Consider the following 26,011-nt stretch of genomic DNA (forward strand, 5'->3'; position numbering starts at 1 on the left):
TCAGAAATTAAGTAGTGCTTATGTCGCTCCGTGTCCTACTCCCATTATTGCTCACTGCGTCGGTTGCTACCGCCCAGAAAATCCATGCCCATAACGACTACGCTCAACCCAAACCATTCGTAGCTGCTTACGAACAACGTGCCGATTTTATTGAAGCCGACATCTGGTTACAGGGTGATAAATTAGTTGTTTCGCATGAAAAGCCAGCCGGCAATGCCCCAACGCTGGATTCATTGTATATAAAGCCCATTTCGAAACTATTCAACCAATATAAGACCAAAGTAAGCCCCGACCGGGATTACACATTTGGTTTGGTGGTTGATGTAAAAGACAGCCCGGCCGACATCCTACCAAAACTGATTGCGCTCTTACAGGAAAATCTGGCATCGTTCAATAGAACCGCGAATACAAAGGCCATTCAGGTCATTGTTAGTGGCAATCGGCCAAAAATCGAAAATTACCTCGATTATCCGCTTCTGATTCAGTTCGATGGTCGCCCGAGCGAAGTCTATGATGAAGAAACATTGCAACGGGTAGCTATGATCAGCGATAATTTCCGGCTATACTCCCGTTGGGATGGCATGGGCGACATACCCGATGCGGACCGCGAAAAACTGAAGCGCGTTATCAAGCGGGCTCATAGTGACAACAAACCGATCCGCTTCTGGGCGATTCCCGACACACCCAATGCCTGGAAACAATTAAAAAAGTTAGGCATCGATATCATTAATACCGATAAAGTTGCTGAAGCCGTACAGGCTATGCGGTAATAATTACCTGCATTATGATTTGAAACAGGATCGCTCCTGCCCAGAAGTATAGCCGAACAGCGTTGTTCGGCTTTTTTCGTTCCTGAGCCGGGAACGGGTTATTATTTTTACGGCTGTAGATCTTCCACGGATTCCATTCAAATAGATAACAGTAAACATGATGGCCTTCCTCCTTTTAGTACTATCAACGTCAAGTTTGCTTTCCTAAAACCTCTTTCCTCTCCGATGGATATTCCTCAGCTAAAAAAGGCTCCCGTTGTCTATGATGTCGTCATTGTCGGTTCTGGCGCGGGGGGCGGCATGGCCGCTTATACGCTAGCCAAAGCGGGCGCTAAAGTTGCCCTGCTCGAAGCGGGTGGTTATTATGACCCTGCCGATCCCAAATACATTACCCAGCTGAAATGGCCCTGGGAATCACCGCGACGTGGGGCCAGTACAGCCGCTCGTTCTGGGGGTGATTTCGATGCAGCCTGGGGTGGTTGGGATATTGACGGAGAACCCTATTCGTCTAAACCCGGCACCGAGTTTCACTGGTTTCGTTCACGGATGCTAGGAGGACGCACGAACCACTGGGGGCGAATCTCGCTCCGGTTCGGCCCCGACGATTTCCGGCGTCGCTCCTTGACGGGCGTGGGCGATGACTGGCCTATCGGCTATGATGATCTGAAACCTTTCTACGACCGGGTTGACAAATTAATTGGTGTCTTCGGTTCGATCGAGAATCTTCCGAATGAACCCGACGGAATTTTTCTGCCGCCACCCAAACCCCGTCTGCACGAGCTAATGATTCGGAAGGGTGCCAAAAGTATCGGCATTCCTGTGATTCCATCACGGCTTAGTATTCTGACCAAGCCCATCAATAAAGAACGCGGTCAGTGTTTCTATTGCCACCAGTGCAACCGGGGTTGCCAGGCTTATGCCGATTTTTCGTCATCGTCAGTTCTTTGTATTCCGGCAGTTAAAACGGGCAATGTCACACTGATCAATGGTGCTATGGCCCGTGAAGTACTTACCGATCCGCAAACCGGTCTGGCAACGGGCGTTAGTTACGTAGACACCCGCACACTGGAAGAGATTACTATTCGGGCTAAGGCCGTTATGCTCGGAGCAAGTACCTGCGAATCGGCACGGATTCTGCTCAACTCCAAATCGGCTCGCTTTCCTAACGGCCTGGCTAATTCGAGTGGCGTTGTCGGGAAATACCTTAATGATTCGACCGGAGCCAGTCGCTCGGCGTTTGTACCGGCTTTGATGGATCGCAAACGCTACAACGAAGATGGCGTCGGTGGTATGCACGTCTTTACACCGTGGTGGCTCGACAACCGCAAACTTGACTTCCCTCGTGGTTACCACATCGAGTACGGGGGTGGCATGGGTATGCCAGGCTACGGCTTCGGCGGAGGAGTTGAAGCGTTGAACGGTATGATTCCTGGTCGCGACGGTAAAACGAAACCGGGCGGTGGCTATGGAAAAGGGCTAAAAGATGATTATCGCCGATTCTACGGTGCTTATATTGGTATGTCAGGTCGGGGTGAACCGGTTCCGCTTGAAAGTAACTACTGCGAAATCGATCCGAATGCGGTGGACAAATACGGGATTCCTGTTTTGCGCTTTCACTACAAATGGTCGGATTATGAGGTGAAGCAGGCCAAACACATGCAGGATACCTTCGAAGAAATTATTCATTCAATGGGAGGCATTGCTCTTGGCCCTAAACCTGGCCCAGATTCTGCACATGGCTACGGCCTGGCTGCTCCTGGCCGAATCATCCATGAAGTGGGTACGGTTCGCATGGGCAATGACCCACAGAAGTCAGCGCTGAATAAATATCAGCAGGCTCATGATGTAAAAAATCTGTTTGTTATCGATGCAGCTCCTTTTGTTTCTCAAGGAGACAAAAATGTAACCTGGACCATTCTGGCCAGTTCCATGCGTACATCAGAATATCTGATTGATCAGGTCAAGCAGAAAAACATATAAGGTTAGGCTTTTCGCTCAGAAGCGTGCCACGGTTATTACGAGCATCATCAGAAACTGTGGCACGCTTCTGAGCGAAAAGCCTAACCTTATGTAGAACGATTTCTCACTCGTGCTACATAAACAAAAAAAGCCTGCCAATTTTGAATTGGCAGGCTTTTTAGTACATAGTTGAGGGTTATTCAACCACGGCTTCAGGCTTTTTTACAGTAATGGTTAAGACATCGCCTTCGCCACTATAGTCAGCCAGAATCGTATCGCCCTCTTTTAATTCTCCTTTCAGAATTTCTTCTGCAACGGGGTCTTCAAGGTAACGCTGGATAGCGCGGCTTAGCGGACGAGCACCGTATTGTGGATCATATCCTTTCTCCGACAGGAAGTCTTTTGCCTTCTCAGTCAACTCAACCGTGTAACCAAGGTTGGTTACACGACCCAGGAGTTTGCCCAACATCAGGTCAATGATCTTGTGAATGTCTTCGCGTTGCAGCGAGTTAAACACAATTACATCGTCCAGACGGTTGAGGAATTCAGGTGAGAACGCTTTACGCAGTGCACTCTGAATTGTACTCTTCATCAGATCGTCCTGCGATTCAGCCGACTTGCGTGTAGCGAAACCAATACCAGCCCCGAAATCTTTCAGGTCACGAACCCCAATGTTAGAGGTCATGATGATGATTGTATTCCGGAAATCCACGCGACGACCCAGACCATCGGTCAGGATACCATCGTCGAGCACCTGCAACAGAATGTTAAATACATCTGGGTGTGCTTTTTCGATTTCGTCCAACAGCACAACGCTGTAGGGTTTCCGGCGGATTTTTTCGGTCAATTGACCACCTTCTTCATAACCTACATAGCCCGGAGGTGCACCAACTAATCGGCTAACACTGAATTTCTCCATGTATTCCGACATATCGATCCGCACCAGCGCGTCGTCCTTATCGAAGAGGTAGGTAGCCAGCACTTTGGCAAGTTCTGTCTTACCTACGCCCGTTGGGCCCAGGAAGATAAACGAACCAATCGGTTTCTTAGGATCTTTCAGACCAACCCGTGTCCGCTGAATCGCTTTCACCAGTTTATCGATAGCCGACTGCTGACCGATTACACGACCTTTCAGTTCCTCGCCCATGTTGACGAGTTTCTTACCTTCGTCGTTGGATACACTGGTAACCGGAATTCCGGTCATCATGGCCACGACTTCGGCAACACTTTCTTCGTTGACCGTGTAGCGACGCTTTTTCGTATCCTCTTCCCATGCCTGTTTAGCACGGTCAAGCTGATCGATCAGGCGTTTTTCCTTGTCGCGAAGCTGAGCGGCTTCTTCGTATTTCTGGCTTTTAACAACCTGGTTTTTCTCTTTCTTGATATTCTCAATTTGCTCTTCGAGCTTAAGAATATCTTCGGGAACCGTGATGTTCGAAATGTGTACCCGAGCACCTACTTCGTCCAGTACATCAATAGCTTTGTCGGGCAGGAACCGATCAGAAATATACCGTTCTGACAGTTTCACAGCAGCCTCAATTGCTTCTTTGGTATAGGTAACGTGGTGGTGATCTTCGTATTTATCCTTGATATTATTCAGGATCTCGATCGTTTCATCGATCGAGGTCGCATCGACCATAACCATCTGGAAACGACGGGCCAAAGCACCATCTTTCTCGATATACTGCCGATATTCATCAAGTGTGGTTGCGCCAATGCATTGAATGTCACCCCGCGCCAGCGCTGGTTTGAACATATTCGAGGCATCCAGTGAACCCGATGCACCGCCTGCACCAACAATGGTGTGCAACTCATCGATAAACAGAATGACTTCGGGTGATTTCTCCAGTTCATTCATTACAGCCTTCATGCGCTCTTCGAACTGGCCACGGTATTTCGTGCCAGCAACTAGCGATGCAAGGTCAAGTGTAACGACACGCTTACCGAACAGTACCCGCGATACTTTCTTCTGCACGATGCGCAGGGCAAGTCCTTCGGCAATTGCCGTCTTACCAACGCCTGGCTCACCGATCAGGATCGGGTTGTTTTTCTTCCGGCGGCTCAGGATCTGAGCCACACGCTCAATTTCTTTTTCACGACCCACGATAGGATCCAGCTTGCCGACTTCTGCGAGTTTGGTCAAATCCCGGCCGAAATTGTCAAGAACAGGCGTTCTTGATTTTTCTGAGCCTTTGGGATCTTTGCCCGAACCAGAGCTGCCGCCACCGCCGAACATGCCCCGATCGTTGTCGTCGTCGTCGGTTTCGGGGCCCATCACTGGACGGCTTCCCGAAGACTGATATTCGAGCATTTCCTTAATGACTTCGTAATTAACATTAAACTTGTTCAGAATCTGTGTAGCGACATTGTCTTCGTCACGCAGAATCGATAGCAACAAATGCTCCGTTCCGATGAGCGGGCTTTTGAAGATCTTGGCTTCCAGGTATGTGATTTTCAGGGTCTTTTCCGACTGACGGGTCAGCGGAATGTTGGCCAGATTTTTCACATTGTTGGTAGCGGTTCCTTTCGTTGCCTGTTCGATAGTGACCCGGAGTTCGTCGAGTGAGATACCGAGTTTTTTCAGTAGACCAACGGCCACACCCTCTCCCTCACGAATCATGCCTAGCAGCAGATGTTCGGTTCCAATGTAGTCGTGGCCTAAGCGTAAGGCTTCCTCCCGACTCAGCGTGATGACTTCCTTGACGCGGTTTGAGAATTTTGCTTCCATTCGCTTGGGGTCTCCTTAGGTAAGCGTATACTGGCTTAACGAAGAGTTTTAAGGATTTGTTCACTCCTGCCAGCGAGCCAGTTTTACAGTTATCGGTACGTACGCTTTCAGGTAAAATACTGCATATATAACGCCTGAAACCAGTAAATCATTTCAAACTTAAAAACTCCGTCGCCAGTGGTCCCTGGCAGAATAATAGGTCTATTATACTCAGATTTGGTACAAAATCAAAGCCAAAGTTCTGCTGATAGGGCATCGGTTTGTAGAATACATACGATTCTGTCCTATTTCGCGGATTTATCATCGAACGAGCGTCAAATAGACTGGCCCCCGAAGGCTTTTCATAGCAATTTGTCAGGTCCACCTTCTTGGTTACCCCAAGTAGTTTCAGACAAATTGTCAGCAGCTCGCTATTCAAATCAAACAAAAACGTCCAGTTTTTCTGGTAAATCCGTTCAAACTCGGGCGCATAGTACTCAAAAAACGGTGCTTTGCTGTAAGCTGTCTGTAGGCTCCGCCAGTGATGCTTTTGCCAGGACTGACTATTATCCACCTGAAGATCCCGAATCGGGTGATGATGGGTTCCCTGTTGTACTGGCACTGTAAGTGCATCCACTTTATTTGCCGTCAGAACGTAGCAGCGATTTCTGTAACTTTGCTTCTGGTAATGCTCATGAGCCTCTAACCGTACCCGCTGAAATTGCAATAACCCTGACACATAGTCCAGACAAGGCAAATAGTGTAATTCAACGAGTAACTCGGTCGGATCAGGCTGCGGTTGGTACTTTTCCAATAACAACAAACGTATCCGTTCACAAGTAAGGCAAAAAATCAATACCACCAACTGATTTTGTATATTTTTAATTTTTCGGGTATCAGCGAAGCAAAATCACCGTTTTGACTTCAGATTTCCTACCAATTACAGAATGATTTTCTTTCGTTTATTGTCGCGGCTGCCGCTTGGATTGCTTTATGGCCTTGCCGACTTCCTGTATTTTCTGTTACTGCACGTCGTTCGTTATCGGCGTAAGGTCGTCATTGAGAATCTTCAGTTATCGTTCCCGGAAAAATCTCCCACAGAAATTAACCGAATCGCCAGAGGGTTTTATCGAAACTTAACGGATCTGATTGTTGAAACCATTAAGATGCCCACCCTCCCAGCGGAAGAGTTACGGCAGAGAGTTCAGTTTACGAATGCTGAGCTGGTCAAAGAGCGGCTTCGGTCTGGCCAGGCAGTGATCGGGATGGCTTCTCATAGTAGTAATTGGGAGTGGATTCCATCGGCTTCTGTTTTGAACGATATGCCGACCGATAGTATTTATAAACAGCTAAACAGTCCTTTTTTTGAAAAATTGATGCAGTCTGTACGGGCAAGTTTTGGTGCGGTGCCTGTTCCGATGAATACGCTCCCCCGACGGATGGTTGCCCAGAAAGATGTTCCGCGTATAATTGCGCTTGTGGCCGATCAGGTGCCGGATGTTCCTGAGCAGGCTTACTGGACGAATTTCCTGCATCGGGATACGCCCTTTTATCCGGGGACAGAACGACTCGCACGAAGTCGGGATCTGCCCGTTTTTTATACTGAACTGAGACGAATCCGGCGTGGCTATTATGCGGTAACATTTACTCAAATTGGCCAACCTCCCTACAGTGGGCTACAGCCCGGCGCTATCATGGAAAACTACCGTGACTTACTCGAAGAAACCATTCGTAAATATCCTTCCGACTGGCTTTGGTCGCACAAGCGGTGGAAGCACTGGCGTGGTAAGTATGCCAAGGTTGGGGCGAAGCTGGAGTAGCCCTGGTTTATTGCAATTAAATTACTTACCTAAAAAGCTGTAATTCAGCACAATTTCTCCTAAAAATCTGGGAGTTCTGTTTGCCTGCTTCGTTTGGGTCAAACCCCTTATAAGGTATGCCAGCTATAGAGCCTCCTTAGTAGATCTATATACTTCCAGGGAAGCTCCAAAATGCAACCGTTTTTGGCATATGATATCACAAAATTCTATTGTTTCAACATAGGGTAAATAAATTATACTATCGCGAAACAGGTAAACTTATTTTTTCCCATATTGGGCCACTTTATTTTATTGCCCAATACTTACAACTAACCTCTAACTCAGATCATTCATGCAACTACTTCTACAAGCAGGCAGAGGGTTTTTAGCCTTTGTGGTTATACTACTATGTCTATCGTCATGGAGCCAGGCTCAGGATGTCAAACAATTGGCAAAAGATGCCAAAGTCTCGCCCGATTTATACGCCGTTATCACGAATAATGGTATTCCCAATCAGGCACCCATTAATGGTCTTCAACGGCTGAATCTGTTCAACACGGTTGGCAACACGATTGCCATTGAAGCTGCTGCCAACTCAGAGCAGGAAGGGGTTGCTTTGTTACAGGCCCTCCAGTCGATGGGACTACAGCAAGGACTGGTTTTCAAGCAAAAAGTATCGGGCTATCTGCCAATCGACCAGTTGGGTGCTCTAAAATCTGTTTCGGCACTGAAGTTTGCCCGCCCTTCTTATAAGCCAAGAAATAATGTTGGTTCTGTGACATCGCAGGGTGATGTGGCTTTACGCGCCGATGTTGCCCGCTCTACCTATAATGTTACGGGTGCTGGCGTAAAAATTGGCGTTTTGTCTGACTCCTACAATGCATTAGGTGGTGCACCTGCCGGTGTAACCTCTGGCGATTTGCCAGCTGGGGTCGAAGTGCTGGAAGACATAACTCCAGGCACCGACGAAGGCCGTGCTATGATTGAGCTGATTCATGACATAGCGCCTGGCTCCCCAATCGCCTATCATACGGCTTATCGTACAGAGCTTAACTTTGCCCAGGGTATCAGAGATTTGGCCACTGCCGGTTGTAAGATTATTACGGATGATGTCAGTTATTTTCTTGAGCCGTTTTTTCAGGATGGCGTGGTTGCACAGGCAGTCGATGATGTGGTAAACAATCAGGGGGTAACTTATTTTTCGGCAGCCGCTAACTCGGGCCGTGCCTCCTATCAGGCCACATTCAATCCTGCTCCTTATTCTGATCCCCAATATGCAGGCGGAACCTACAGTGCCCATAATTTCGGTGGTGGCGACATAAAGCAAAGTATCACGATTCCAGGTAGAGGAGCTGCAGCCATAATTAGCTTCCAGTGGGATGATCCATTCTTTTCGGTTAGTGGTGGTGCAGGCGCTCAAACCGATATGGATCTTCTTGTATATTACAACGGAACACTTCTGGGAGATTTATCGAGTTTTGCCGTAAATACAGGAGGTGACCCAACTGAACTCATTGGTATTCAGAATAATGGCTCTTCAGCTGTTACGCTTGAGCTAGTACTTGTCAAATATTCCGGACCAAATCCGTCATTAATTAAATGGGTCAACTTTGCGGATGATGTAACCATTGAGTACGACACGAAAAGTTCGACGATTGTTGGGCACGCCAACTCCACCCGTGGCATTGCAGTGGGTGCGGCACCGTTCAATTTAACACCCGCTTTCAATGGTGGGCTGACCACGGCAACCATCGAGCCCTTTTCTTCGGTAGGTGGAACGCCTATTCTCTTCAACACGGCTGGTCAGCGGATAAGCCAGATCACTCGCCAGAAGCCTGAGATTACGTCTGTAGATGGAACCAACACGACCTTCTTTGTTGCAGACTCTCCAAGGGATACCGATGCGTTCCCGAACTTCTTCGGTACATCGGCCGCTGCTCCCCACGCTGCAGCCGTAGCCGCTTTGATGAAAGAAAAAGGTGGAAACAGCCTGTCGTCAAGCACGATTCTTTCGACGCTGCAACAAACGGCACTGGATATGGACGATCCGTTTACACCTGGCTTTGATACGGGATTTGATTATGGGACAGGGTTTGGGTTTATTCAGGCCGATAAAGCCCTTCAGGCAATCAGTGGAACGTCGTCAGACTTTTCTATTGCGGGCGTCACAACTATCACCTGCACCACTATATCAGCAGGTCAACGCACACTCACGTTTAACCCTACCTACGCAGGTCTGAATAGCCAGCCCATCTCGTTCTCAGTGGTTAATGAGTTAAGCCCAACTACCAACCCCGGCCCTTACTCACTAAATCTCTACACCGACAATCCGGTTATCTTCCTCAAAGCCACACAATCCGGATCGCCTGGTGAGGCTAGTTTTACGTATAACTGGCTGGCTGCCTGCGGCATCAATACCAATCCTCCAGGTGCTTTCTCCATCATTGGTGTCAATACAATTACCTGTACAGCGGTATCGCCTACACAACGGACGTTGACGTTTAACCCTACCTACGCAGGTCTGAATAGCCAGCCCATCTCGTTCTCAGTGGTTAATGAGTTAAGCCCAACTACCAATCCAGGTCCTTATACGCTTAATCTTTACACTGACAATCCGGTAGTGACGCTCAAAGCCACACAAACCGGGACGCCTGGTGAGGCTAGTTTCACGTATAACTGGCTGGCTGCCTGCGGAGGAGGTAGTGGCCGTTTGGGAGCCGAGTCGGGAGCTGGTTTGCAGGTTCGCGTGCTGGGGAATCCGGTAAATGAAACGGCCGAAGTTGAAGTTAGAGGTGTATCCGGACAATCTGTACAGTTGGAATTAACAGACATTCAGGGCCGGGTAATCCAACAGCATTCCATTGAAGAAGCAAAATCGATCGAGCGGTTGAGCTTGCCCGTAGGTGGACGTAAGGGATTATTGCTGCTTCGTGTTGGTACGCCAACCGAGCAAAAATCCATTAAACTGATGAAACAGTAAGACTAAAAATTGATTTATAAAAGCAATCCCGCCGATCACTGCTTTCGCTGATGATCGGCGGGATTTTTGTCGATTACGTATACTAAACTTTATAAAGAATCGCGTTTTGCGGCACGCGACGAATCGCGTTTTGCTTTTACCTTATCCACTTCATCCGTAACGGCATCACCAACTTTCCGGGCACCAGTTCCTATGGCTTCACCTGCTACTTTTGCTTTCCGCTTTGCCCCCTGACCCGCTTCGGTTGCTGTTTCGCCAATGCTCTGGCCCGTATTTTTCATGTCTTCTTTCAGACGGGCTTTTCGCTCAGCCTTTTCCTGACGACGCATTTCTTTCTTACTCATCGCAGTGGAGTCCTGCGCATAAGCCCCAACAGTTAACATCAGAACAAGTGCAAACACACTCAATAATTTAGTTTTCATAACGTATGTTTTATGTAAATGACAAGTTGTATTTCAGTTCGTTCGTAAAGATTACGTTCTTCAACCAGTTAGTCATGTTTCGTAACTCTAACCCACGGCATGGTTTTAATGTTTATTAAATTTTACTCAACAGCCCTCATTGTCAGTCAGAAAACAATAGGATTAAGTCTTCTTTAAGCGAACATTTACGGTAATGCTGGCGTTTTCTAAGCAAAACAGACGGCTGATTGAAAGGCTCCTTTTCCGTATCTTTGTCTCCGACAAACGTCTGTGTCAAACGGCGCTGCCGCCATCTGTATGCTCGATTCGCTGCTTACTCCTTCTATTTCTGCTTTAGCCGGTACGCCGGAGCAATCCGGTTCACCCGTTCTTTATACCCAGTCATTAACTCAATACAGTCGCCGAAAAACCAGTACGGTTACCATTGGCGATGTACCATTGGGTTCTGACTACCCAATTCGGGTTCAGTCGATGACTACGGTGGATACAATGGATACCCAAGGCTCCGTTGAGCAGAGTATCCGCATGATCGAGGCTGGTTGCGAATACATTCGCATTACGGCTCCCAGTGTGAAGGAAGCGCAGAACCTCGCTACGATTCGCCAGGAATTACGGTCGCGGGGTTATACAACGCCATTGATAGCCGACATCCACTTCACCCCGAATGCGGCTGAGCTAGCGGCCCGTATTGTCGAAAAAGTCCGGATCAATCCGGGCAATTACGCCGATCGCAAACGGTTCGAATTCATTGATTACACCGATGCAGCTTATGCGGCCGAACTGGAGCGGATTCGGGCTAAGTTCCTTCCGCTGGTTCGTATCTGTAAAGAATATGGTACGGCCATGCGTATCGGAACGAACCACGGTTCCCTGTCTGACCGGATTCTGAGCCGCTATGGCGATACACCGGTTGGTATGGTTGAATCGGCGCTGGAATTTCTGCGGATCTGCGAAGCCGAAAACTACTACAACATCGTCCTGTCGATGAAGTCGAGTAATCCGCAGGTGATGGTACAGGCGTATCGGCTGCTGGTACAGCGATTGGACGAAGAAGGGCTAAAACCGTATCCCCTGCACCTGGGCGTAACGGAAGCCGGTGAGGCCGAAGATGGTCGGATTAAATCGGCACTTGGTATTGGCACATTGCTCGAAGATGGCATTGGTGACACCGTCCGCGTATCGTTGACGGAAGAGCCAGAACGGGAAGCTCCGGTGGCACAGGCGCTGATTGATCGGTACACAAACAGAGCCGCCGAAAGTGCTCCTATTCCAGCAATCACGAACTACCCGATCAACCCCTTCCAGTATACTCGCCGACTCACCCATGAAGTCGGCAATTTTGGCGGGCAAAACGTACCGCGGGTTATTGCCGATTTTAGCCAGACACCCGTTACAGACCATGACAGCCTCCATCCGATCGGTCATTTCTATTTGCCCGTACCCGACAAATGGCGCATGAACGACCTCGGCGCTGATTACATTTATACAGGGTCGAATCCGGCGCAATTTATGCTCCCCAACGGCTTGAAAGAAATTCAGGACTTCGCCGTTTGGCAGACAAATTCAGATCAGGTCAATATATTCCCGTTGTTGAGTGCGACTGATTATGTGTCGGCAGCCCAGGCCGAAAAGCTCCATAGTCGGTTAAATTTTGTGCGTCTTACGCTGGGCGAGTTATCCGCTGAGTTATTGGCTGCTTTGGGTACTGACAAAACGGTTGTTCTCCTTATCGCCACTGAAAATGCCCACGCGATGCCCGAATTACGCCGGTTGGTTGTTGAGCTGATCAATCAGGCACAATCGGGGGTTCCGATCACGACACCAGTAGTTATTCAGCGGGGTTACCCGACCATTCCGGAAGAAGATGTTCCGCTCTATGCCGCCACTGACGTTGGTGGCTTGCTGATTGATGGGATCGGCGATGGCATTATGCTGACTCCAGGGGCGGCAACAACCGACGAGTTAAAACGATTGAATAATCTGGCTTTCGGCATTTTGCAGGCAGCCCGCACACGCATTACCAAAACCGAATACATCTCCTGTCCATCCTGCGGACGAACCCTGTTCGATTTGCAGGAAACAACGGCCCACATTCGCCAACGCACCGACCACCTCAAAGGGGTGAAGATTGGGATTATGGGCTGTATTGTAAACGGTCCCGGCGAAATGGCTGATGCCGACTATGGCTACGTCGGTATTGGTCGCGATAAGATTGCGCTTTACCGGGGACAGCAGGTGATAAAAAAATCGGTACCTGCCGATCGTGCTGTTGATGAGCTTATTGACCTGATCCGGGAAGACAGTCGCTGGATTGAGCCCGAAAAAGTTGAAACATTTTGACTAAACAATCGATAATTTTTGTTAGCCAATTAGGGTAGGTTTTTAAACCCATGTGCCATCAATTTAAACCCGCCCGTTACACTTTATGAATCGTTTTCTTGATTATTTAAAAATAGGGCCTGTTTTTTCTTATTTCCTTCGGGTATTCCGCAAACCTGACCCAACTCATCCGACAAGTGTCAATCTGCGTATGATGCACGGCATCAACCGGATTTCTATTGTCATGTTTTTGTTTGCTGTGATCGTTTACACCGTTCGCCACTGCGTCCGATGAACATTGAAATCCTACGCGACTACTGCCTGGCGAAAGCTGGCGTTACAGAATCGTTTCCGTTTGGCGAAACGACACTGGTGTTTAAAGTAGGCGGCAAAATATTTTCGCTGGTAGATACCGAGAGTCGCCCAACAACAATCAATTTAAAATGTGATCCTGAGCGGGCAGTCCAGTTACGGGAAGAATACCCGGCTGTGGTCCCAGGTTATCACATGAATAAAACGCATTGGAACACCGTCACGATTGATGGTAGTGTTCGTAGTAGTGAAGTGCAGGAGTGGATTGATCATTCATACGAATTGGTCAGAAAGAGTTTACCAAAGGCCATTCGGGACCAATTAAACTGACCGATTGGCTTGCCCTGAGAGGGCTAAAAGTTGTAATTTCGCAGGGATGTGAAAAACCAGACTGTGTTATGGAAGTCGCGCTGTTATGTCTGTTTTTTGTGGTGTATTTGACCATTCGCTATTATCTTGTGGATCACGACACACCGTCTGATAAAGATCGGAATCGGTTCCGGAAAGGGATTGAGCAGGTCAGTAATCGAAAAATCACCGAAGCGCATCGTTACTTCGATGAGGCTGTTCGCCAATACCCAAAATCAGCGATTGCCTACGCGTATCGGGGAAAATGTCAGCTCATTCAGGAAAACTACTATTCAGCAATCTACGACCTTACGCAGGCCATCAGTCGTGATAATACGCTGGCTGATTGTTATTTAGACAGGGGGATTGCCTACTATAAGATTGACCAGTTTAACGACGCATTCCGCGAATTTGATAAAGCGGTCTGGCATTTCCGCGATGAACAGCCTGATGCCTACCGTTGGCGTGCTTTAGCCCGAATTCAGGTTCGGCAACTACCGCAGGCCGAAAGTGATCTGCGCCGGGCGGTTTCTCTGGGCGACGAAAATTCGTTTCACCTCCTCCTCCAGCCCCCGTTTACCAAACCAGTTTACCAAAAATAAGCAGGCAGTGTTCATGAACACTGCCTGTGAGAATTGCTTACGGCTTATTGAAGACTGACAAGTGAGGCTTATTTAAGTTTGGCCATCTGCTCAACATTCCGGCGAGTGTCCAATCGGCTCGTCTGGGCCAGTTCCATCGATTTCTGGGCGGCTTTCTGAGCATCAGTACTTTTACCACCACGGCGGTACGCTTCGGCCTGTTCGAAATACAGATCGGCCTGTTCTTTTGGCGTTGGTTTTAGTGCAAGGGCTTTATTAACCCATTTCACAACTGTTGGTGCATCGTTAGCATCAGGGCTGGCTCGGTTAAAGAGTCGTGAAATATACAGATACTCCAGTACAGTCAGTTGATTAGAAGCGACTTGATTATCCATCCGATCAACGGCTTTGTTGGTTTGCCGGGCCCGGAAATAGGCGTTTACTTCAGGAAGCAATGTACGATTTGCGGCAACCCTTGGGTCAATACCGATTTTTGTAAGATCCTGACGGATTTGTAGAATTTTTGCCACCGGAAATTGTGCACCTCGCCCACTATAGAGCGATGACATCAGAATATTTTCGGCTACTTTCTGGGTTGGCTCGGCACCATAGGCTTTCCGATAGGCGTCCAAATGCCCCAGCATGTATTGAAACATGGGGTTTTCGAAATCCAGAACGAGCTTCTGTAAAGCCAGCCAGTTAGTTTGATTCGTAAACGTTGCGGGCGATTGCTGACGGGCATAATCGTTCATGGCCGCCATATTTGCCACTGTGTCTCGCGTAATACGTCCAAACATGGCATAGTCAATCAGGAAATTGGTCGATCGTTCGCCCTGCTGATAACGCGACTTCATGTTCTGACTGCGAACCGAGGTATTCAGTGCGTTGGTTCCATGTCGAATGACTTCATCCGTCGAATTATTGCTCATGGCAAAGTGAATCAGATTCTGCTGCGGATCGAAATACAGAAACAGGGGCAACGACGGCACAAACAATCGGTTTTTTTCAAGAAAAGCCTTTGTTGATGGCTGGTCTATATCCAGTTTAGTATTAACGAATTTGTCGTTATAAAACTTCCCTACCCGCCCATCGGCAAGAGTTGGCATAAAACTCTGGCATACATGACAGGTGGGCGAGTAAATTTCGAGGAATACGGGTTTGCCAGCTCTACGGGCATCCTGAAATACTTTTTCTACGGGAGTCGGCTTAAATTGAATACCCGATTTTTGGGCAACGCTAATGTGAGCGACAACGAGTAGCAGAAGAATCTTTTTCATAAATTGACAATCATTGCTAGGTAGATCTTAGCAAACTAACGACCAATCAGGCCGCTTCGGTGTTGATTACTGTTGCTTTTGCTGCTCTTTAATTTCTTCTTCGAGCCGCTTACTCAGAACACGGCACGTATTTTCGATGTCGGTAGCCATACGCTTATCGCCGGTTGCACTAATCGCCGTATCGGCAATGCCGCTCATAATCTCGATCAGGAAGCGTTTCATGTCTACAACTTCCATCTCCTTCGTCCAAAGGTCAATTTTAAGCGTACTGTTGTGGTATTGATCCCAAAGCGCAATAGCAATGGCCCGTGTATCACTAAGACCCTCGTTCGGGTTATCGGTAGCCTCCCAATAGATTTTTTCGGGAATATTCTGATTATCTAATTCGACGGCGAAATGAATGTCTGATTTTTTCATGGATGCAAATATACGTAACGTGGACGGTTCACCGTCGCGATGGAGACATGTACTACCAACACCAATATAGGCTGTACGGGTTTCCGCCTGTGTTACTAAATTCGCCCTCACAAAACCAATCACTATGTATACCTTATATGCCATTCCGAATTGCGATACCGTGAAAAAAGGCCGGGCATGGCTTGCCGAACACAATATTGATTATCAATTTTACGACTATAAAAAGCAGGGGATCGACCGGAAAACAATTGAGCACTGGCTTACGCAAAAGCCCTGGACTGAACTGGTTAACCGCGCTGGGCAAACCTGGAAAAAGCTGCCCGATACCGAAAAACCGACCAATGCAGAAGAAGCTATTGCGCTGATGATCGACAAACCATCCGTGATTCGTCGGCCGTTGATTGAATCAAATGGGCAAATTATAGCGTTAGGCTTTAAGGCTGACCAATACGAAGAGCTTTTCGTGTAAAAGTCAGTTTCAACTAGGTACGTTATGCCTGAACGAACACTCGATTCACCAGAAGATATTCGTTTTCTGGTGGATTCATTCTATGAAAAAGTGCAGATTGATCCGCTGATCGGACCGATTTTCACCGATGTAGCCCAGGTTGACTTTTCGAAGCACTTGCCCAAAATGTACGCGTTCTGGGAAAGCATCATTCTGGGCAACAATGCCTATGATGGCCACCCATTTCGTCCACACCTGATTGTCAATCAGAAACATACGCTCACCATTGAGCACTTTGAGCGATGGCTACAGTTATTCTCGGCAACCCTCACGGAGAATTTTGCGGGCGAAACTGCCGAGCAGGTACGGCAGCGGGCCACTCAGATTGCGCTGGTGTGGAATAATAAGCTTGAGTACCTGAATAACGATGCCTATATGGGCGGATAATCGAAGGAGGTGTACTTGCAAAAAAGTCTACCGAACGTATTGTGCGCTCGGTAGACTTTTTCAAACTGGATCTGGCTCAAATTACTGCTTCGAAAATACCTTCTTCAACAGATCGGTTACGCGGGCAGCCGGATTTTCGCGAATTTTCGTTTCTTCCTGAGCTACCAGAATAAACAAACCGTCGACGGCCTTATTCGTTGCATATTCGGTAAGATTAGGATTTGCTTTCTGCACAAATGGAATCTTGTTGTACGTATTAACGAGATCGCCATAATAACGGGTAGCATTATTTTTCTTCAGCGTACTGTCGATGATAGGCGTAAATTCAGTCACCAGTTGTTGGCCCGATGTCCGGCGTAAATATTGAGTAGCTGCATCATTAGGGCCACCCAGAATACCAACCGCATCCTGAATGCTCATCGACGTAATGGCTTTAACGAACACGGGAGCGGCTTTTTTAGCGGCATCTTCCGCAGCCCGGTTGAGCGATAATTCAAACTGATCGACCTGTTTGTTAAAACCTAACTGGCGAAGTTTAGTCGCCACTTTTTGTGCTTCGGGCGGAAACGCGAGCTTTAGCAGTGGATTTTTAAAATAACCATCTAACTGCGACGCCTGCGTAGAGCCATTCGTTACCCCAATTCGTAACGCTTCTTTCAGGCCAGAGGCAATATCGCTGGTAGTAAGCCCCCCCGATGTACCAGCAGATGGCTGGGTAACGGCCTCCAGTATTTTACCGAAAATACCACCACCCGACGATTTCTGGCGCGTAGAGTCCTGACCGAAGCTGGTTGCGCTGATCGTCATAGCCAGCAACGTGGCTGTAAGAACATTTTTTTTCATTAGTTAGGTAAATCAGGTTGCCAATAAATAACGGACAACGGCTCTAAATCGTTTTTTCGTACTTTTGACCGCTGCCAGAAGCGAAGGTTTAAGCATAGCCCGCTTCACCATTTACAGCGACCTCCGGGCCGCATCCATTATGACCAACACGATCCGTGCCGAAGTGGTTACTATCGGCGACGAAATATTATTCGGACAGATTACCGACACCAACACTGCCTGGCTTGGTACTGAACTTACCAACATCGGCATTCGCATAGTCCGCAAGTCCTCAGTGGGCGATCAGGCCGACGCCATTCTTCAAATTCTTCACGAAGCGCACCAACGTGCCGACGTTATTATTCTGACCGGTGGTCTTGGCCCCACCAAAGATGATATCACCAAGAAAACACTCTGTACGTATTTTGGCGTCGATCTGGTCCGTAACGAAACGGCGCTGGCTTTGGTGACAAGTTTCTTTGAAAAACGGGGCCGCGAAATGACTGACCTCAACCGGGGACAGGCCGACTTACCAGCCAACGCTACGTACATTCAGAACGACTGGGGCACTGCTCCGGGCATGTGGTTCGAACATGACGGACGCGTGTACGTATCGTTGCCGGGCGTACCGTTCGAGATGAAACACCTGATGTCGAACCGGATTCTGCCCAAACTGCGCGAACATTTCAAGACGCCGATCATCAAGCATAAAATGATTCGGACGGTAGGTATTGGTGAATCATTTCTGGCCGAACGCATCGAAGCCTGGGAGGATGCTTTACCAGAACCGATAAAGCTGGCGTATCTGCCCAGTTTCGGTGGGGTCAAACTACGCCTGACTACGACTGGCGATAACGATGCCCTGCTTGACCAGCAACTCGATGAACAGGTCGGGAAAGTGCTGCCGTTAATCGAGAAAAATGTATTTGGTTACGATGACGATGAACTGGAAGATGTGGTCGGTCGCTTACTCAAAGGCAAACAGTTGACACTTGGTATCGCCGAAAGCTGCACAGGTGGTTATGTATCGTCGCAGATTACCAAAGTGCCGGGTTCGTCGGCCTATTTCTGGGGCAGTATTGTCAGTTACAGCAATGCCGTTAAAGTGAATCAATTAGGTGTCGAACCGGCTACGTTGGAGCAGTTTGGTGCCGTTAGTGAAGAAACGGTTCGTCAAATGGCGGAGGGTGTCCGCAAAGCTCTTGGAACCAATGTTGGCATTGCAACCAGTGGTATTGCAGGCCCCGATGGCGGCACGCCCGACAAACCCGTTGGCACTATCTGGATTGCCTGCGCCACCGACCAACGCACCGTGGCGAGATTACTCCGGCTCGGCCAGTATCGCGACCAGAACATTCAACTCACCTCAACGTATGTGCTGAACATGCTGCGGGAAGAACTTTTAAACTAATGCCGAATAACACGTTCGGACTAATGAAACAAGCGGCTGGTTTGTTCAGTAGTCAGAACGTATCATTCGTCATTCATCATTAGAGAAATATGGCTCTCATTGACATGGTTATGCCCAAAATGGGCGAAAGCATAATGGAGTGTACGATTATTGCCTGGCTGAAGCAGCCCGGTGATCGTATTGAAGCCGACGAATCGGTGTTGGAAGTCGCTACCGATAAGGTAGATACCGAAGTTCCGGCTCCGCAAAATGGCATCCTGAAAGAAATTCTGGTTAATAATGGTGATGTTGTGGCGATTGGTGCGCCCATTGCCCGTATTGACGTTGAGGAAGAGATTGCAGCTGACACTCAACCAATCCCTGATAAACCTCAGTTGGAGGCTAATCAGACGCCAGAAGGCATTGGCGATGTAGCGAATGTTCCTGCCGAACCTGAAAGCAGTGAAGTCTCTGAATCGGCACGCGAGCTGGAAACCAGCATTGCGGCCATGAGTAGCCGTACTGCCTTCCCGGAAAAAGCCGTTGCCGCTTCGGCTACTGCACTGGCTGGCAATACGGCTGTTTTCTCCGATCGATTCTATTCACCGCTGGTGCTGAACATTGCAAAAGAAGAAGGTGTTTCGCGCGATGAACTCGATCGTATTCCGGGATCTGGCATCGGAAACCGGGTCACGAAAAAAGATATTCTGGCTTATGTAATCGACCGTTCTGAAGGTCGGCTTCAACCTTTAGCCAATAGTCAGCAGTCAGCAGTCAACGGCCAGCCTATAGCCCCCCCAATACAACCGTCAAGCAAACCGGCAAATCCGAAAAGCGCATCGCTCAACGGTCATACCGACATCATTCAGATGGACCGGATGCGGAAAATGATCGCCCAGCGGATGGTGGAATCCAAGCAGATTTCGCCCCATGTCAGTTCGTTCGTTGAGGCCGATTTGACGCCCGTTGTTGAGTGGAGAACCCGCATCAAAGATCAGTTTAAGCAACAGACTGGCGAGAACCTAACCTACACCCCGATTCTGGTTGAAGCCATCGTAAAGGCCATTAAAGACTTTCCGATGATTAACATTTCGGTAGAGGGCGATTCGATACTGGTAAAAAAATCGGTCAATATAGGGATGGCGGTCGCCTTACCCAGTGGTAATCTGATCGTTCCGGTCATTCACGATGCCGATCAGTATAATCTGGTTGGCCTAACTAAAAAAGTGAACGAACTGACCAAACGCGCTCGTGAAAACAAACTTTCTGCCGACGATCTGGCCGGTGGCACGTACACGATCTCCAATATCGGTACGTTCGGCAACCTGATGGGAACGCCCATTATTGTACAACCTCAGGTGGCCATTATGGCATTCGGGGCCATTGTGAAAAAACCCGCCGTTATTGAAACACCCCAGGGCGATTTTATTGGCATTCGCCAGTTGATGTTTCTGTCGCACTCCTACGATCACCGCGTTGTCGATGGCTCGTTGGGTGGGCAATTTGTCCGGCGCGTGGCCGATTATCTGGAACAATTTGATATTAATCGAAAAATCTGACCGGGATTGATCTGATCCAGGGATTTATGGGATTTTGCTTTCTGCTGGAAGAAATCCTGTAAATCCCTGGATCAGATCATTCCTGGTTCAAAACGTGTATGAAACAACGCATTGCTATTGACATGGATGATGTCATGGCCGACACTCACGCCAAATTTGTTAAGCTCTATCTGGAAGGCGAAATGCCTCGATATACGCTCGAAGAATTAAAAGAAAAATCATTCCATGAATTGTTCGATGAACACGAGTACAAGGCCATATCGGAGCGTGTTTATGAAGTGGGATTCTTCCGTGATATTCCGGTAATGGAAGGGGCTCAGGATGTTATTGCCGATCTGATGACGAAATATGATGTTTTTGTTGCTTCGGCTGCTCAGGAATTCCCTAATTCGTTACGGGAAAAGTGGGATTGGCTACAGGAACATTTTCCGGCTCTCTCCTGGCACAACTACATCTTTCTGGGCGATAAGAGCGTCCTGAATACTGACTTTCTGATCGACGATCTGCCGCGCAACCTGCGTACGTTTCAGGGCGAAGGCTTGCTGTTCGATGCCCTGCATAATCGGGATGACCAGCAGTTTCGGCGCGTAACGTCCTGGCAGGATGTAGCAACAGCGCTCCTATAACGCCTTACAATTTGTCGGCATTTTTTTAGAATAACTACCAAAACAAAAAGTCCCGACATATGCCGGGACTTTTTGTTTGTGTCATATTGGGCTGATCAGGCTTCTATTTCGTCTTCAACCCGTCGGTCATGCCCAACTTCGAACTGAGCCTTTTTGCTTTCTGCTGAAGGCCTCATACGAACAATATGAAGCTTATGTAAAAGACCGATAACCGGATAGGTTGGATCAAATTCAAACCACTTGGCTCCAAAATTGGCCGAGTTAGGGCGTTTGTGGTGGTTATTCTGAAATAATTCACCCATCATCACAACATCCAGAATCAGGGAATTCTTCGACTTGTCATGGTTATCGAAGTTAGCATAGCCATACTTGTGGCCGCTCCAGTTGATGATTGCACCGTGTACGGGCCCCATGACGAAGTGAACAGGCAACAGGAAGAAAAACGCCCAGTGCATATCCAGATAAATAAAAGCAAAGACGTAGAACAGGCTATAAAGCACCCCCCAACCGGCTCTTGAGATCCAGGAATCACCAAGCTTTTCGATAAAATTCCACTCTGGATAATTCCGGTCGAATTGCTTTTCGATAACCTGTTTACGATGCAGAACGGCATTGTAAATATTTTTGGTCTGCCACATCATCGTGAATACGTTCTTTGTATGATGGGGCGAGTGAGGGTCTTTGGGTGTGTCGCTAAACGCATGGTGCATCCGGTGTAATACGGCATAAGCCCGTGGGCTCAGGTAGGATGATCCCTGCGATAGATAGGTCAGGAAATAGAAGAACCGCTCCCAAAACTTGCTCATGGCGAACATTTTATGGGCTGAGTAGCGATGCAGAAAGAATGTTTGGCAAAACAGGGACAAATACCAGTGTCCGATGAATGCGGCCAGTACAATCACAATAATGACTGATTAAAAGGTGAACAACCGAGTGACATAAGAATACTCCTACAAAACTAACGAAATTTAAACCGTTTTGGCTTGCCGTCTCCAAATAATACTTTAATTATTTTGAAATTCAGGCCTTTAGAGCGAATGGAGAGTGGTTATAAAGTAGGCAATTCCGTACCAGTGAAATAGTACGAGAACCGATGAGACAACTTACTTTTTCACAAATTCTTAGTTCGTTGTTGTAGCGTATTGAAGCAAATTGGCGCCCATTCGAAGGGCCTGTTGCCGTGTTGGCTCAGGATCATTGTAAACGCTTTGATCTTCCCAGCCATTACCCAAATCACACTCGTAACTATAAAAGCAGACCAGACGGCCCTGATAGATCAGGCCAAATCCTTGCGGAGCTTTTCCATCATGCTCGTGCACTTTAGGCAGCCCACTGGCAAATTTAAACTTCTGCTGATAGACGGGGTGATTGAACGGCAACTCCACAAACGAAAGTTCAGGAAAGACTTTCTTCATCTCGCGACGAATAAATTTATCCAGGCCATAGTTGTCGTCAATGTGTAGAAATCCTCCCGAAATCAGGTATCGGCGCATATTTTGTACGTCACCTTCACTGAACGTGACGTTACCGTGGCCAGTCATGTGAACAAATGGATATCCGAATATATCCGGGCTTCCGGGTTCAACAATATCCTCTTCGGGGAAGATGTTCATCCGAAGATTGGCATTGGCAAACTTGATCAGGTTCGGCATTGATGTTTTATTGGCATACCAGTCGCCCCCACCGTTGTACTTCAACTTGGCAACTTTATAAGCATACTGCGCATGCGCAGCAAAGAATGATGATTGAAGAATAACAACTAAGATGAACAGCAGCTTTTTCATGTATTTATAAAATTTAATAACTGACAAGCCGTCAGTGCAGCGGTTTCTGTACGCAGTCGGTTAGGACCAAGCGTCACCATCTGAAAGCCAGCGGCAACAGACTGTTGAATTTCTTTTTCCGAAAAATCACCTTCGGGCCCAATCAAAACCGCATACCGGCCAGCAGTTGTAGCTGCCCTGGCCAACTGTATGACAGTTTCATTTTCGGGTAAGTGAGCGATGTACAATTGTTCTTCCTGAAAGGTCGGCCCGCCTACTGTTTTTAGTAAATCACTAAACGAAACGGCATCATCCAGCTGGGGCCGAAACGACTGCAACGACTGCTTCATAGCAGCAATGGCAATTTTCTCAAGCCGATCAAGCTTCAGCACCCGACGTTCTGAATGTTGACCAAAAAAGAAACTGATTCGCTCAATACCAATTTCGACAGCTTTTTCGATAAACCACTCAATACGGTCTATATTTTTTGTTGGCGCTACACAAATTCGGATCGAAAACGGGCGCGGAGCGGTCACGTGGGTGTCGATTATTCGAAACGTACACCGTCGACTATCGGCCAGAGTAATAACGGCCGAATGCCGGTTTCCGTGTCCGTCCGTTATGGCAATCGAGTCGCCAATACCCAGACGCAGGGTTTTGACAGCATGGCGGGAATCGTCTTCGGTGAGGTAAAGAACTGGCTCTGGCTGATAAAATAAATGCATAGATTACAAAAATACGCATTCAGGGAATGAGAGCCATCATTTGCTGATAATGTCGGACCAGAGCATAACCCAAGAAGGCAGAACGAACCCAAACTACCGAAGAGAAAACCTTAGAACATTTGTACGTTATGGCACAAACACTACTTTCGGATTCTTCAAACTTTTCATCGCCTGCTCCAGGCCGTTCAGCGTGAGTGGAAACATTCGATTACCTGACCACTCGCGGATGAGCGATGTACTTTGTGTATATTTCCAATAAGCCGCAACATTGGGGTTAAGCCAGACCAAACTCGGATATTGAGCCTTAAATCGGTCGAGCCAGACAATGCCGGCCTCTTCGTTGTAGTGTTCTACACTCCCTTTAGCCATTGTAATTTCGTAGGGCGACATGGCCGCATCGCCAACAAAAATCACTTTATAATCTTTGTTGTATTTATGTAGTACTTCCCATGTAGGCACGCGTTCACGTCGGCGCAGGTTATCTTTCCACAGGGTTTCATAAACACAATTATGGAAGTACATAAACTCAAGATGCTTGAACTGATAGCGGGCCGCCGAGAACAGATGCGAACACAGTTCGATATGCTCGTCCATTGAACCTCCCACATCAAAAAGCATCAACACTTTTACTCGATTCTTACGCGATGGCTGCATCTGAATGTCCAGCAGACCTGCATTACGGCTCGTGCTATCGATTGTACCGTCAATGTCCAGTTCATCCTCAACTCCCTCACGGGTTAGAATTCGCAACCGGCGCAGGGCCATTTTCAGGTTGCGCGTATTCAGCTCAATACTGTCATCGAGATTTTTGTAGTCACGTTGTTCCCAAACTTTCGATGCACTGCGGTTACCGCCAGTTGGAGATTTTTCACCACTATCCAGGTTAAATCCTTCCTGCGAACTACCCATACCATTGGTTCCAAACGGTGACGTTCCATCCGTTCCAATCCAACGACTACCACCGAATAGTGGTCCGGTCGCATTCTGCTCGTCAAGTAATTCGCGAAATTGCTGCCAGAGTGCATCCACGCCACCAGCAGCGTCAAGATCAACCCGATCCTCATCGGTTAGTTGATTTTCGATCGCATCTTTTAACCATTCGGGGGGGACATCGGGGAGACTTTCCAAAGGTGTCGACTGTTGGCCGGTAATATACTCGCCAAACAGTCGGTCGAACAAATCAAGGTGTTGTTCGTGCTTGATGAGGGCTGTTTTGCTCAGGTAATAAAAATCTTCGACGCTCGTACTCCCGGCATCGCTCCGCAACGCCGACAATAACGTCAGATATTCCGGCAAAGTGACCGGCAAAGCGTGTTTACGGAGGAGGAGAAAGAAATCGAGAAACACAGTTTGAAGGATCTACGGGAGGAGTTATAACTATCAAGCTCATGATTTATTCATAATTCCAATCGTATTGTTTTAATACGGTCGTCCACCTTTTTTGCGCAGGGCCAGCATCAGGTCGGTATCCTGCTCATTTTTGAGCAATGAACCCAGATAAGGAGGCAGTTCATTAAGCGCATCCAGATCCGTCAGATCATCCTGCGTAACACCCGCCACTAACAATAAACGAATCCAGTCAATCAGTTCACTCGTCGATGGCTTCTTTTTGAGCGCTTTTACATCGCGGATGCTGTAGAAAACCGACATCGCTTTTATCATCAACTCCTGCGACAGATTGGGGAAATGAACCGTAATAATCTGCTGCATCGTCTCCCGGTCCGGGAAACGGATGAAGTGAAAAAAGCATCTGCGCAGAAACGCATCGGGTAATTCTTTTTCGTTGTTAGACGTAATGATAACTACCGGCCGATGTTTGGCCGAGATCGTCCGGCGAAGTTCATAGCAGTAGAACTCCATCCGGTCGAGTTCCTGAAGCAGATCATTGGGAAATTCAATATCGGCTTTATCGATCTCATCGATCAGTAAAACGGCCTGCTCCTCTGATTCGAAAGCCTCCCAAAGCTTTCCTTTTTTGATGTATGCGTCAATATCTCCGATCCGCTCGCTTCCGAGTTGCGAATCCCGCAACCGCGATACGGCGTCATATTCATAAAGCCCCTGCTGTGCCGATGTTGTCGATTTGATATGCCAGGTATAGAGCGGCTTACCGAGCGCCTGTGCAATCTCGTAGGCCAGCAACGTTTTACCGGTGCCGGGTTCACCTTTAATCAGCAGCGGCTTCTGAAGCTGGATAGACGCGTTCACGGCCGTACTGAGTTCACGGGTTGCAACGTAGGTATCGGTGCCCGAAAAATTAGTTTTCATAGTTGGCCTGTTCAGTATACGGTAGGCAGTTTTCAGTCAGCAGTTCTCCATGAACAGTCTTTGGCCACTACG

Annotated in this window: 24 protein-coding genes; 13 read left to right on the plus strand and 11 right to left on the minus strand. The window is 48.0% G+C overall.

From position 1 onward, the window contains the following. The first annotated feature begins 20 nt into the window (after nucleotides 1-20). Both G8759_RS24490 and G8759_RS24495 read left to right on the plus strand, forming a co-directional pair. The gene (locus G8759_RS24490) at nucleotides 21-770 is read left to right on the plus strand and encodes a phosphatidylinositol-specific phospholipase C/glycerophosphodiester phosphodiesterase family protein (protein WP_167214006.1); all 750 of its coding nucleotides are present in this window, start codon (nucleotides 21-23) and stop codon (nucleotides 768-770) included. 225 nt (nucleotides 771-995) lie between these two features. Then, nucleotides 996-2,750 (plus strand): GMC oxidoreductase, encoded by a 1,755-nt coding sequence (locus G8759_RS24495; protein WP_167214008.1) that lies wholly within the window; start codon nucleotides 996-998, stop codon nucleotides 2,748-2,750. A gap of 175 nt (nucleotides 2,751-2,925) precedes the next feature. Here G8759_RS24495 and G8759_RS24500 read toward each other — a convergent pair whose 3' ends face one another. Further along, the gene (locus tag G8759_RS24500) at nucleotides 2,926-5,457 is read right to left on the minus strand and encodes an ATP-dependent Clp protease ATP-binding subunit (RefSeq protein ID WP_162389680.1); all 2,532 of its coding nucleotides are present in this window, start codon (nucleotides 5,455-5,457) and stop codon (nucleotides 2,926-2,928) included. Between the two features lie 148 nt (nucleotides 5,458-5,605). Continuing rightward, nucleotides 5,606-6,250, minus strand: coding sequence for a WbqC family protein (locus G8759_RS24505; protein WP_167214013.1), 645 nt, complete (start codon nucleotides 6,248-6,250; stop codon nucleotides 5,606-5,608). Nucleotides 6,251-6,383: 133 nt separating this feature from the next. On the opposite strand from G8759_RS24505, the gene G8759_RS24510 reads away from it, so the two are divergent. Further along, nucleotides 6,384-7,256, plus strand: a complete 873-nt coding sequence (locus G8759_RS24510) for a lysophospholipid acyltransferase family protein (protein ID WP_167214016.1) — start codon at nucleotides 6,384-6,386, stop codon at nucleotides 7,254-7,256. Between the two features lie 331 nt (nucleotides 7,257-7,587). Further along, nucleotides 7,588-10,215 carry a S8 family serine peptidase gene (locus G8759_RS24515; protein WP_167214019.1) on the plus strand — a complete coding sequence of 876 codons (2,628 nt, stop codon included), beginning with the start codon at nucleotides 7,588-7,590 and terminating at the stop codon, nucleotides 10,213-10,215. Between the two features lie 89 nt (nucleotides 10,216-10,304). Here G8759_RS24515 and G8759_RS24520 read toward each other — a convergent pair whose 3' ends face one another. Then, nucleotides 10,305-10,637, minus strand: a complete 333-nt coding sequence (locus tag G8759_RS24520; protein WP_167214022.1) for a hypothetical protein — start codon at nucleotides 10,635-10,637, stop codon at nucleotides 10,305-10,307. A 297-nt stretch (nucleotides 10,638-10,934) separates the two neighbouring features. On the opposite strand from G8759_RS24520, the gene ispG reads away from it, so the two are divergent. The 4 genes from ispG to G8759_RS24540 all read left to right on the plus strand — a co-directional run bounded on the left by ispG (nucleotide 10,935) and on the right by G8759_RS24540 (nucleotide 14,218). After that, complete coding sequence (gene ispG, locus G8759_RS24525; protein WP_167219230.1) at nucleotides 10,935-12,977, plus strand: (E)-4-hydroxy-3-methylbut-2-enyl-diphosphate synthase; 2,043 nt, start codon at nucleotides 10,935-10,937, stop codon at nucleotides 12,975-12,977. Nucleotides 12,978-13,062: 85 nt separating this feature from the next. After that, a complete protein-coding gene (locus tag G8759_RS24530) occupies nucleotides 13,063-13,251 on the plus strand; it encodes a DUF6728 family protein (protein ID WP_167214025.1) in 189 nt (62 codons plus the stop codon). Beyond that, complete coding sequence (locus G8759_RS24535) at nucleotides 13,248-13,598, plus strand: MmcQ/YjbR family DNA-binding protein (protein ID WP_167214028.1); 351 nt, start codon at nucleotides 13,248-13,250, stop codon at nucleotides 13,596-13,598. Before G8759_RS24530 ends, G8759_RS24535 begins: the two co-directional genes overlap by 4 nt. Before the next feature lie 68 nt (nucleotides 13,599-13,666). Further along, nucleotides 13,667-14,218, plus strand: a complete 552-nt coding sequence (locus G8759_RS24540; protein WP_167214031.1) for a tetratricopeptide repeat protein — start codon at nucleotides 13,667-13,669, stop codon at nucleotides 14,216-14,218. 68 nt (nucleotides 14,219-14,286) lie between these two features. Here the strand turns inward: G8759_RS24540 and G8759_RS24545 are convergent, their stop codons facing one another. Together G8759_RS24545 and gldC are read right to left on the minus strand one after the other, a co-directional pair. Continuing rightward, a complete protein-coding gene (locus G8759_RS24545) occupies nucleotides 14,287-15,474 on the minus strand; it encodes a TlpA family protein disulfide reductase (RefSeq protein WP_167214034.1) in 1,188 nt (395 codons plus the stop codon). A gap of 66 nt (nucleotides 15,475-15,540) precedes the next feature. After that, complete coding sequence (gene gldC / locus G8759_RS24550; protein ID WP_167214037.1) at nucleotides 15,541-15,891, minus strand: gliding motility protein GldC; 351 nt, start codon at nucleotides 15,889-15,891, stop codon at nucleotides 15,541-15,543. Between the two features lie 124 nt (nucleotides 15,892-16,015). Between gldC and G8759_RS24555 the strand changes: the two genes are divergently transcribed. Together G8759_RS24555 and G8759_RS24560 are read left to right on the plus strand one after the other, a co-directional pair. Further along, nucleotides 16,016-16,360: an ArsC family reductase gene (locus G8759_RS24555; protein ID WP_167214040.1), complete on the plus strand. Its 345-nt coding sequence runs from the start codon at nucleotides 16,016-16,018 to the stop codon at nucleotides 16,358-16,360. A gap of 24 nt (nucleotides 16,361-16,384) precedes the next feature. After that, a complete protein-coding gene (locus tag G8759_RS24560; protein ID WP_167214044.1) occupies nucleotides 16,385-16,786 on the plus strand; it encodes a group III truncated hemoglobin in 402 nt (133 codons plus the stop codon). A gap of 81 nt (nucleotides 16,787-16,867) precedes the next feature. Here the strand turns inward: G8759_RS24560 and G8759_RS24565 are convergent, their stop codons facing one another. Then, complete coding sequence (locus tag G8759_RS24565; RefSeq protein ID WP_167214047.1) at nucleotides 16,868-17,629, minus strand: DUF4197 domain-containing protein; 762 nt, start codon at nucleotides 17,627-17,629, stop codon at nucleotides 16,868-16,870. A 139-nt stretch (nucleotides 17,630-17,768) separates the two neighbouring features. Here G8759_RS24565 and G8759_RS24570 point away from each other — a divergent pair, with 139 nt between their 5' ends. From G8759_RS24570 to G8759_RS24580, 3 genes are all read left to right on the plus strand, one after another. Then, nucleotides 17,769-19,019, plus strand: a complete 1,251-nt coding sequence (locus G8759_RS24570) for a competence/damage-inducible protein A (protein ID WP_167219232.1) — start codon at nucleotides 17,769-17,771, stop codon at nucleotides 19,017-19,019. 89 nt (nucleotides 19,020-19,108) lie between these two features. Further along, nucleotides 19,109-20,557 carry a dihydrolipoamide acetyltransferase family protein gene (locus G8759_RS24575; protein ID WP_167214050.1) on the plus strand — a complete coding sequence of 483 codons (1,449 nt, stop codon included), beginning with the start codon at nucleotides 19,109-19,111 and terminating at the stop codon, nucleotides 20,555-20,557. A 98-nt stretch (nucleotides 20,558-20,655) separates the two neighbouring features. After that, nucleotides 20,656-21,183, plus strand: coding sequence for a 5' nucleotidase, NT5C type (locus tag G8759_RS24580; RefSeq protein ID WP_167214053.1), 528 nt, complete (start codon nucleotides 20,656-20,658; stop codon nucleotides 21,181-21,183). Between the two features lie 95 nt (nucleotides 21,184-21,278). Here G8759_RS24580 and G8759_RS24585 read toward each other — a convergent pair whose 3' ends face one another. From G8759_RS24585 to G8759_RS24605, 5 genes are all read right to left on the minus strand, one after another. Further along, complete coding sequence (locus G8759_RS24585; protein WP_167214056.1) at nucleotides 21,279-22,085, minus strand: acyl-CoA desaturase; 807 nt, start codon at nucleotides 22,083-22,085, stop codon at nucleotides 21,279-21,281. 219 nt (nucleotides 22,086-22,304) lie between these two features. Beyond that, nucleotides 22,305-22,967: a DUF4159 domain-containing protein gene (locus G8759_RS24590; protein WP_167214061.1), complete on the minus strand. Its 663-nt coding sequence runs from the start codon at nucleotides 22,965-22,967 to the stop codon at nucleotides 22,305-22,307. Beyond that, on the minus strand, nucleotides 22,964-23,671 hold the full coding sequence (locus G8759_RS24595) for an RsmE family RNA methyltransferase (protein ID WP_167214066.1): 708 nt from the start codon (nucleotides 23,669-23,671) through the stop codon (nucleotides 22,964-22,966). Before G8759_RS24595 ends, G8759_RS24590 begins: the two co-directional genes overlap by 4 nt. Before the next feature lie 126 nt (nucleotides 23,672-23,797). After that, nucleotides 23,798-25,018, minus strand: coding sequence for a vWA domain-containing protein (locus tag G8759_RS24600; protein ID WP_167214070.1), 1,221 nt, complete (start codon nucleotides 25,016-25,018; stop codon nucleotides 23,798-23,800). A gap of 72 nt (nucleotides 25,019-25,090) precedes the next feature. Further along, nucleotides 25,091-25,939: an AAA family ATPase gene (locus tag G8759_RS24605; protein WP_167214073.1), complete on the minus strand. Its 849-nt coding sequence runs from the start codon at nucleotides 25,937-25,939 to the stop codon at nucleotides 25,091-25,093. Nucleotides 25,940-26,011: the final 72 nt, after the last annotated feature.

This window comes from Spirosoma aureum, assembly GCF_011604685.1.
Lineage (GTDB): Bacteria > Bacteroidota > Bacteroidia > Cytophagales > Spirosomataceae > Spirosoma > Spirosoma aureum.

Excerpts from the sequence above, each read along its gene's own strand:
- G8759_RS24490 (WP_167214006.1), top strand. The coding sequence starts at position 21 with ATGTCGCTCCGTGTCCTACTCCCATTATTGCTCACTGCGTCGGTTGCT.
- G8759_RS24495 (WP_167214008.1), top strand. The coding sequence starts at position 996 with ATGGATATTCCTCAGCTAAAAAAGGCTCCCGTTGTCTATGATGTCGTC.
- G8759_RS24500 (WP_162389680.1), bottom strand. The coding sequence starts at position 5,457 with ATGGAAGCAAAATTCTCAAACCGCGTCAAGGAAGTCATCACGCTGAGT.
- G8759_RS24510 (WP_167214016.1), top strand. The coding sequence starts at position 6,384 with ATGATTTTCTTTCGTTTATTGTCGCGGCTGCCGCTTGGATTGCTTTAT.
- G8759_RS24515 (WP_167214019.1), top strand. The coding sequence starts at position 7,588 with ATGCAACTACTTCTACAAGCAGGCAGAGGGTTTTTAGCCTTTGTGGTT.
- G8759_RS24520 (WP_167214022.1), bottom strand. The coding sequence starts at position 10,637 with ATGAAAACTAAATTATTGAGTGTGTTTGCACTTGTTCTGATGTTAACT.
- ispG (WP_167219230.1), top strand. The coding sequence starts at position 10,935 with ATGCTCGATTCGCTGCTTACTCCTTCTATTTCTGCTTTAGCCGGTACG.
- G8759_RS24530 (WP_167214025.1), top strand. The coding sequence starts at position 13,063 with ATGAATCGTTTTCTTGATTATTTAAAAATAGGGCCTGTTTTTTCTTAT.
- G8759_RS24535 (WP_167214028.1), top strand. The coding sequence starts at position 13,248 with ATGAACATTGAAATCCTACGCGACTACTGCCTGGCGAAAGCTGGCGTT.
- G8759_RS24540 (WP_167214031.1), top strand. The coding sequence starts at position 13,667 with ATGGAAGTCGCGCTGTTATGTCTGTTTTTTGTGGTGTATTTGACCATT.
- G8759_RS24545 (WP_167214034.1), bottom strand. The coding sequence starts at position 15,474 with ATGAAAAAGATTCTTCTGCTACTCGTTGTCGCTCACATTAGCGTTGCC.
- gldC (WP_167214037.1), bottom strand. The coding sequence starts at position 15,891 with ATGAAAAAATCAGACATTCATTTCGCCGTCGAATTAGATAATCAGAAT.
- G8759_RS24555 (WP_167214040.1), top strand. The coding sequence starts at position 16,016 with ATGTATACCTTATATGCCATTCCGAATTGCGATACCGTGAAAAAAGGC.
- G8759_RS24560 (WP_167214044.1), top strand. The coding sequence starts at position 16,385 with ATGCCTGAACGAACACTCGATTCACCAGAAGATATTCGTTTTCTGGTG.
- G8759_RS24565 (WP_167214047.1), bottom strand. The coding sequence starts at position 17,629 with ATGAAAAAAAATGTTCTTACAGCCACGTTGCTGGCTATGACGATCAGC.
- G8759_RS24570 (WP_167219232.1), top strand. The coding sequence starts at position 17,769 with ATGACCAACACGATCCGTGCCGAAGTGGTTACTATCGGCGACGAAATA.
- G8759_RS24575 (WP_167214050.1), top strand. The coding sequence starts at position 19,109 with ATGGCTCTCATTGACATGGTTATGCCCAAAATGGGCGAAAGCATAATG.
- G8759_RS24580 (WP_167214053.1), top strand. The coding sequence starts at position 20,656 with ATGAAACAACGCATTGCTATTGACATGGATGATGTCATGGCCGACACT.
- G8759_RS24590 (WP_167214061.1), bottom strand. The coding sequence starts at position 22,967 with ATGAAAAAGCTGCTGTTCATCTTAGTTGTTATTCTTCAATCATCATTC.
- G8759_RS24595 (WP_167214066.1), bottom strand. The coding sequence starts at position 23,671 with ATGCATTTATTTTATCAGCCAGAGCCAGTTCTTTACCTCACCGAAGAC.
- G8759_RS24605 (WP_167214073.1), bottom strand. The coding sequence starts at position 25,939 with ATGAAAACTAATTTTTCGGGCACCGATACCTACGTTGCAACCCGTGAA.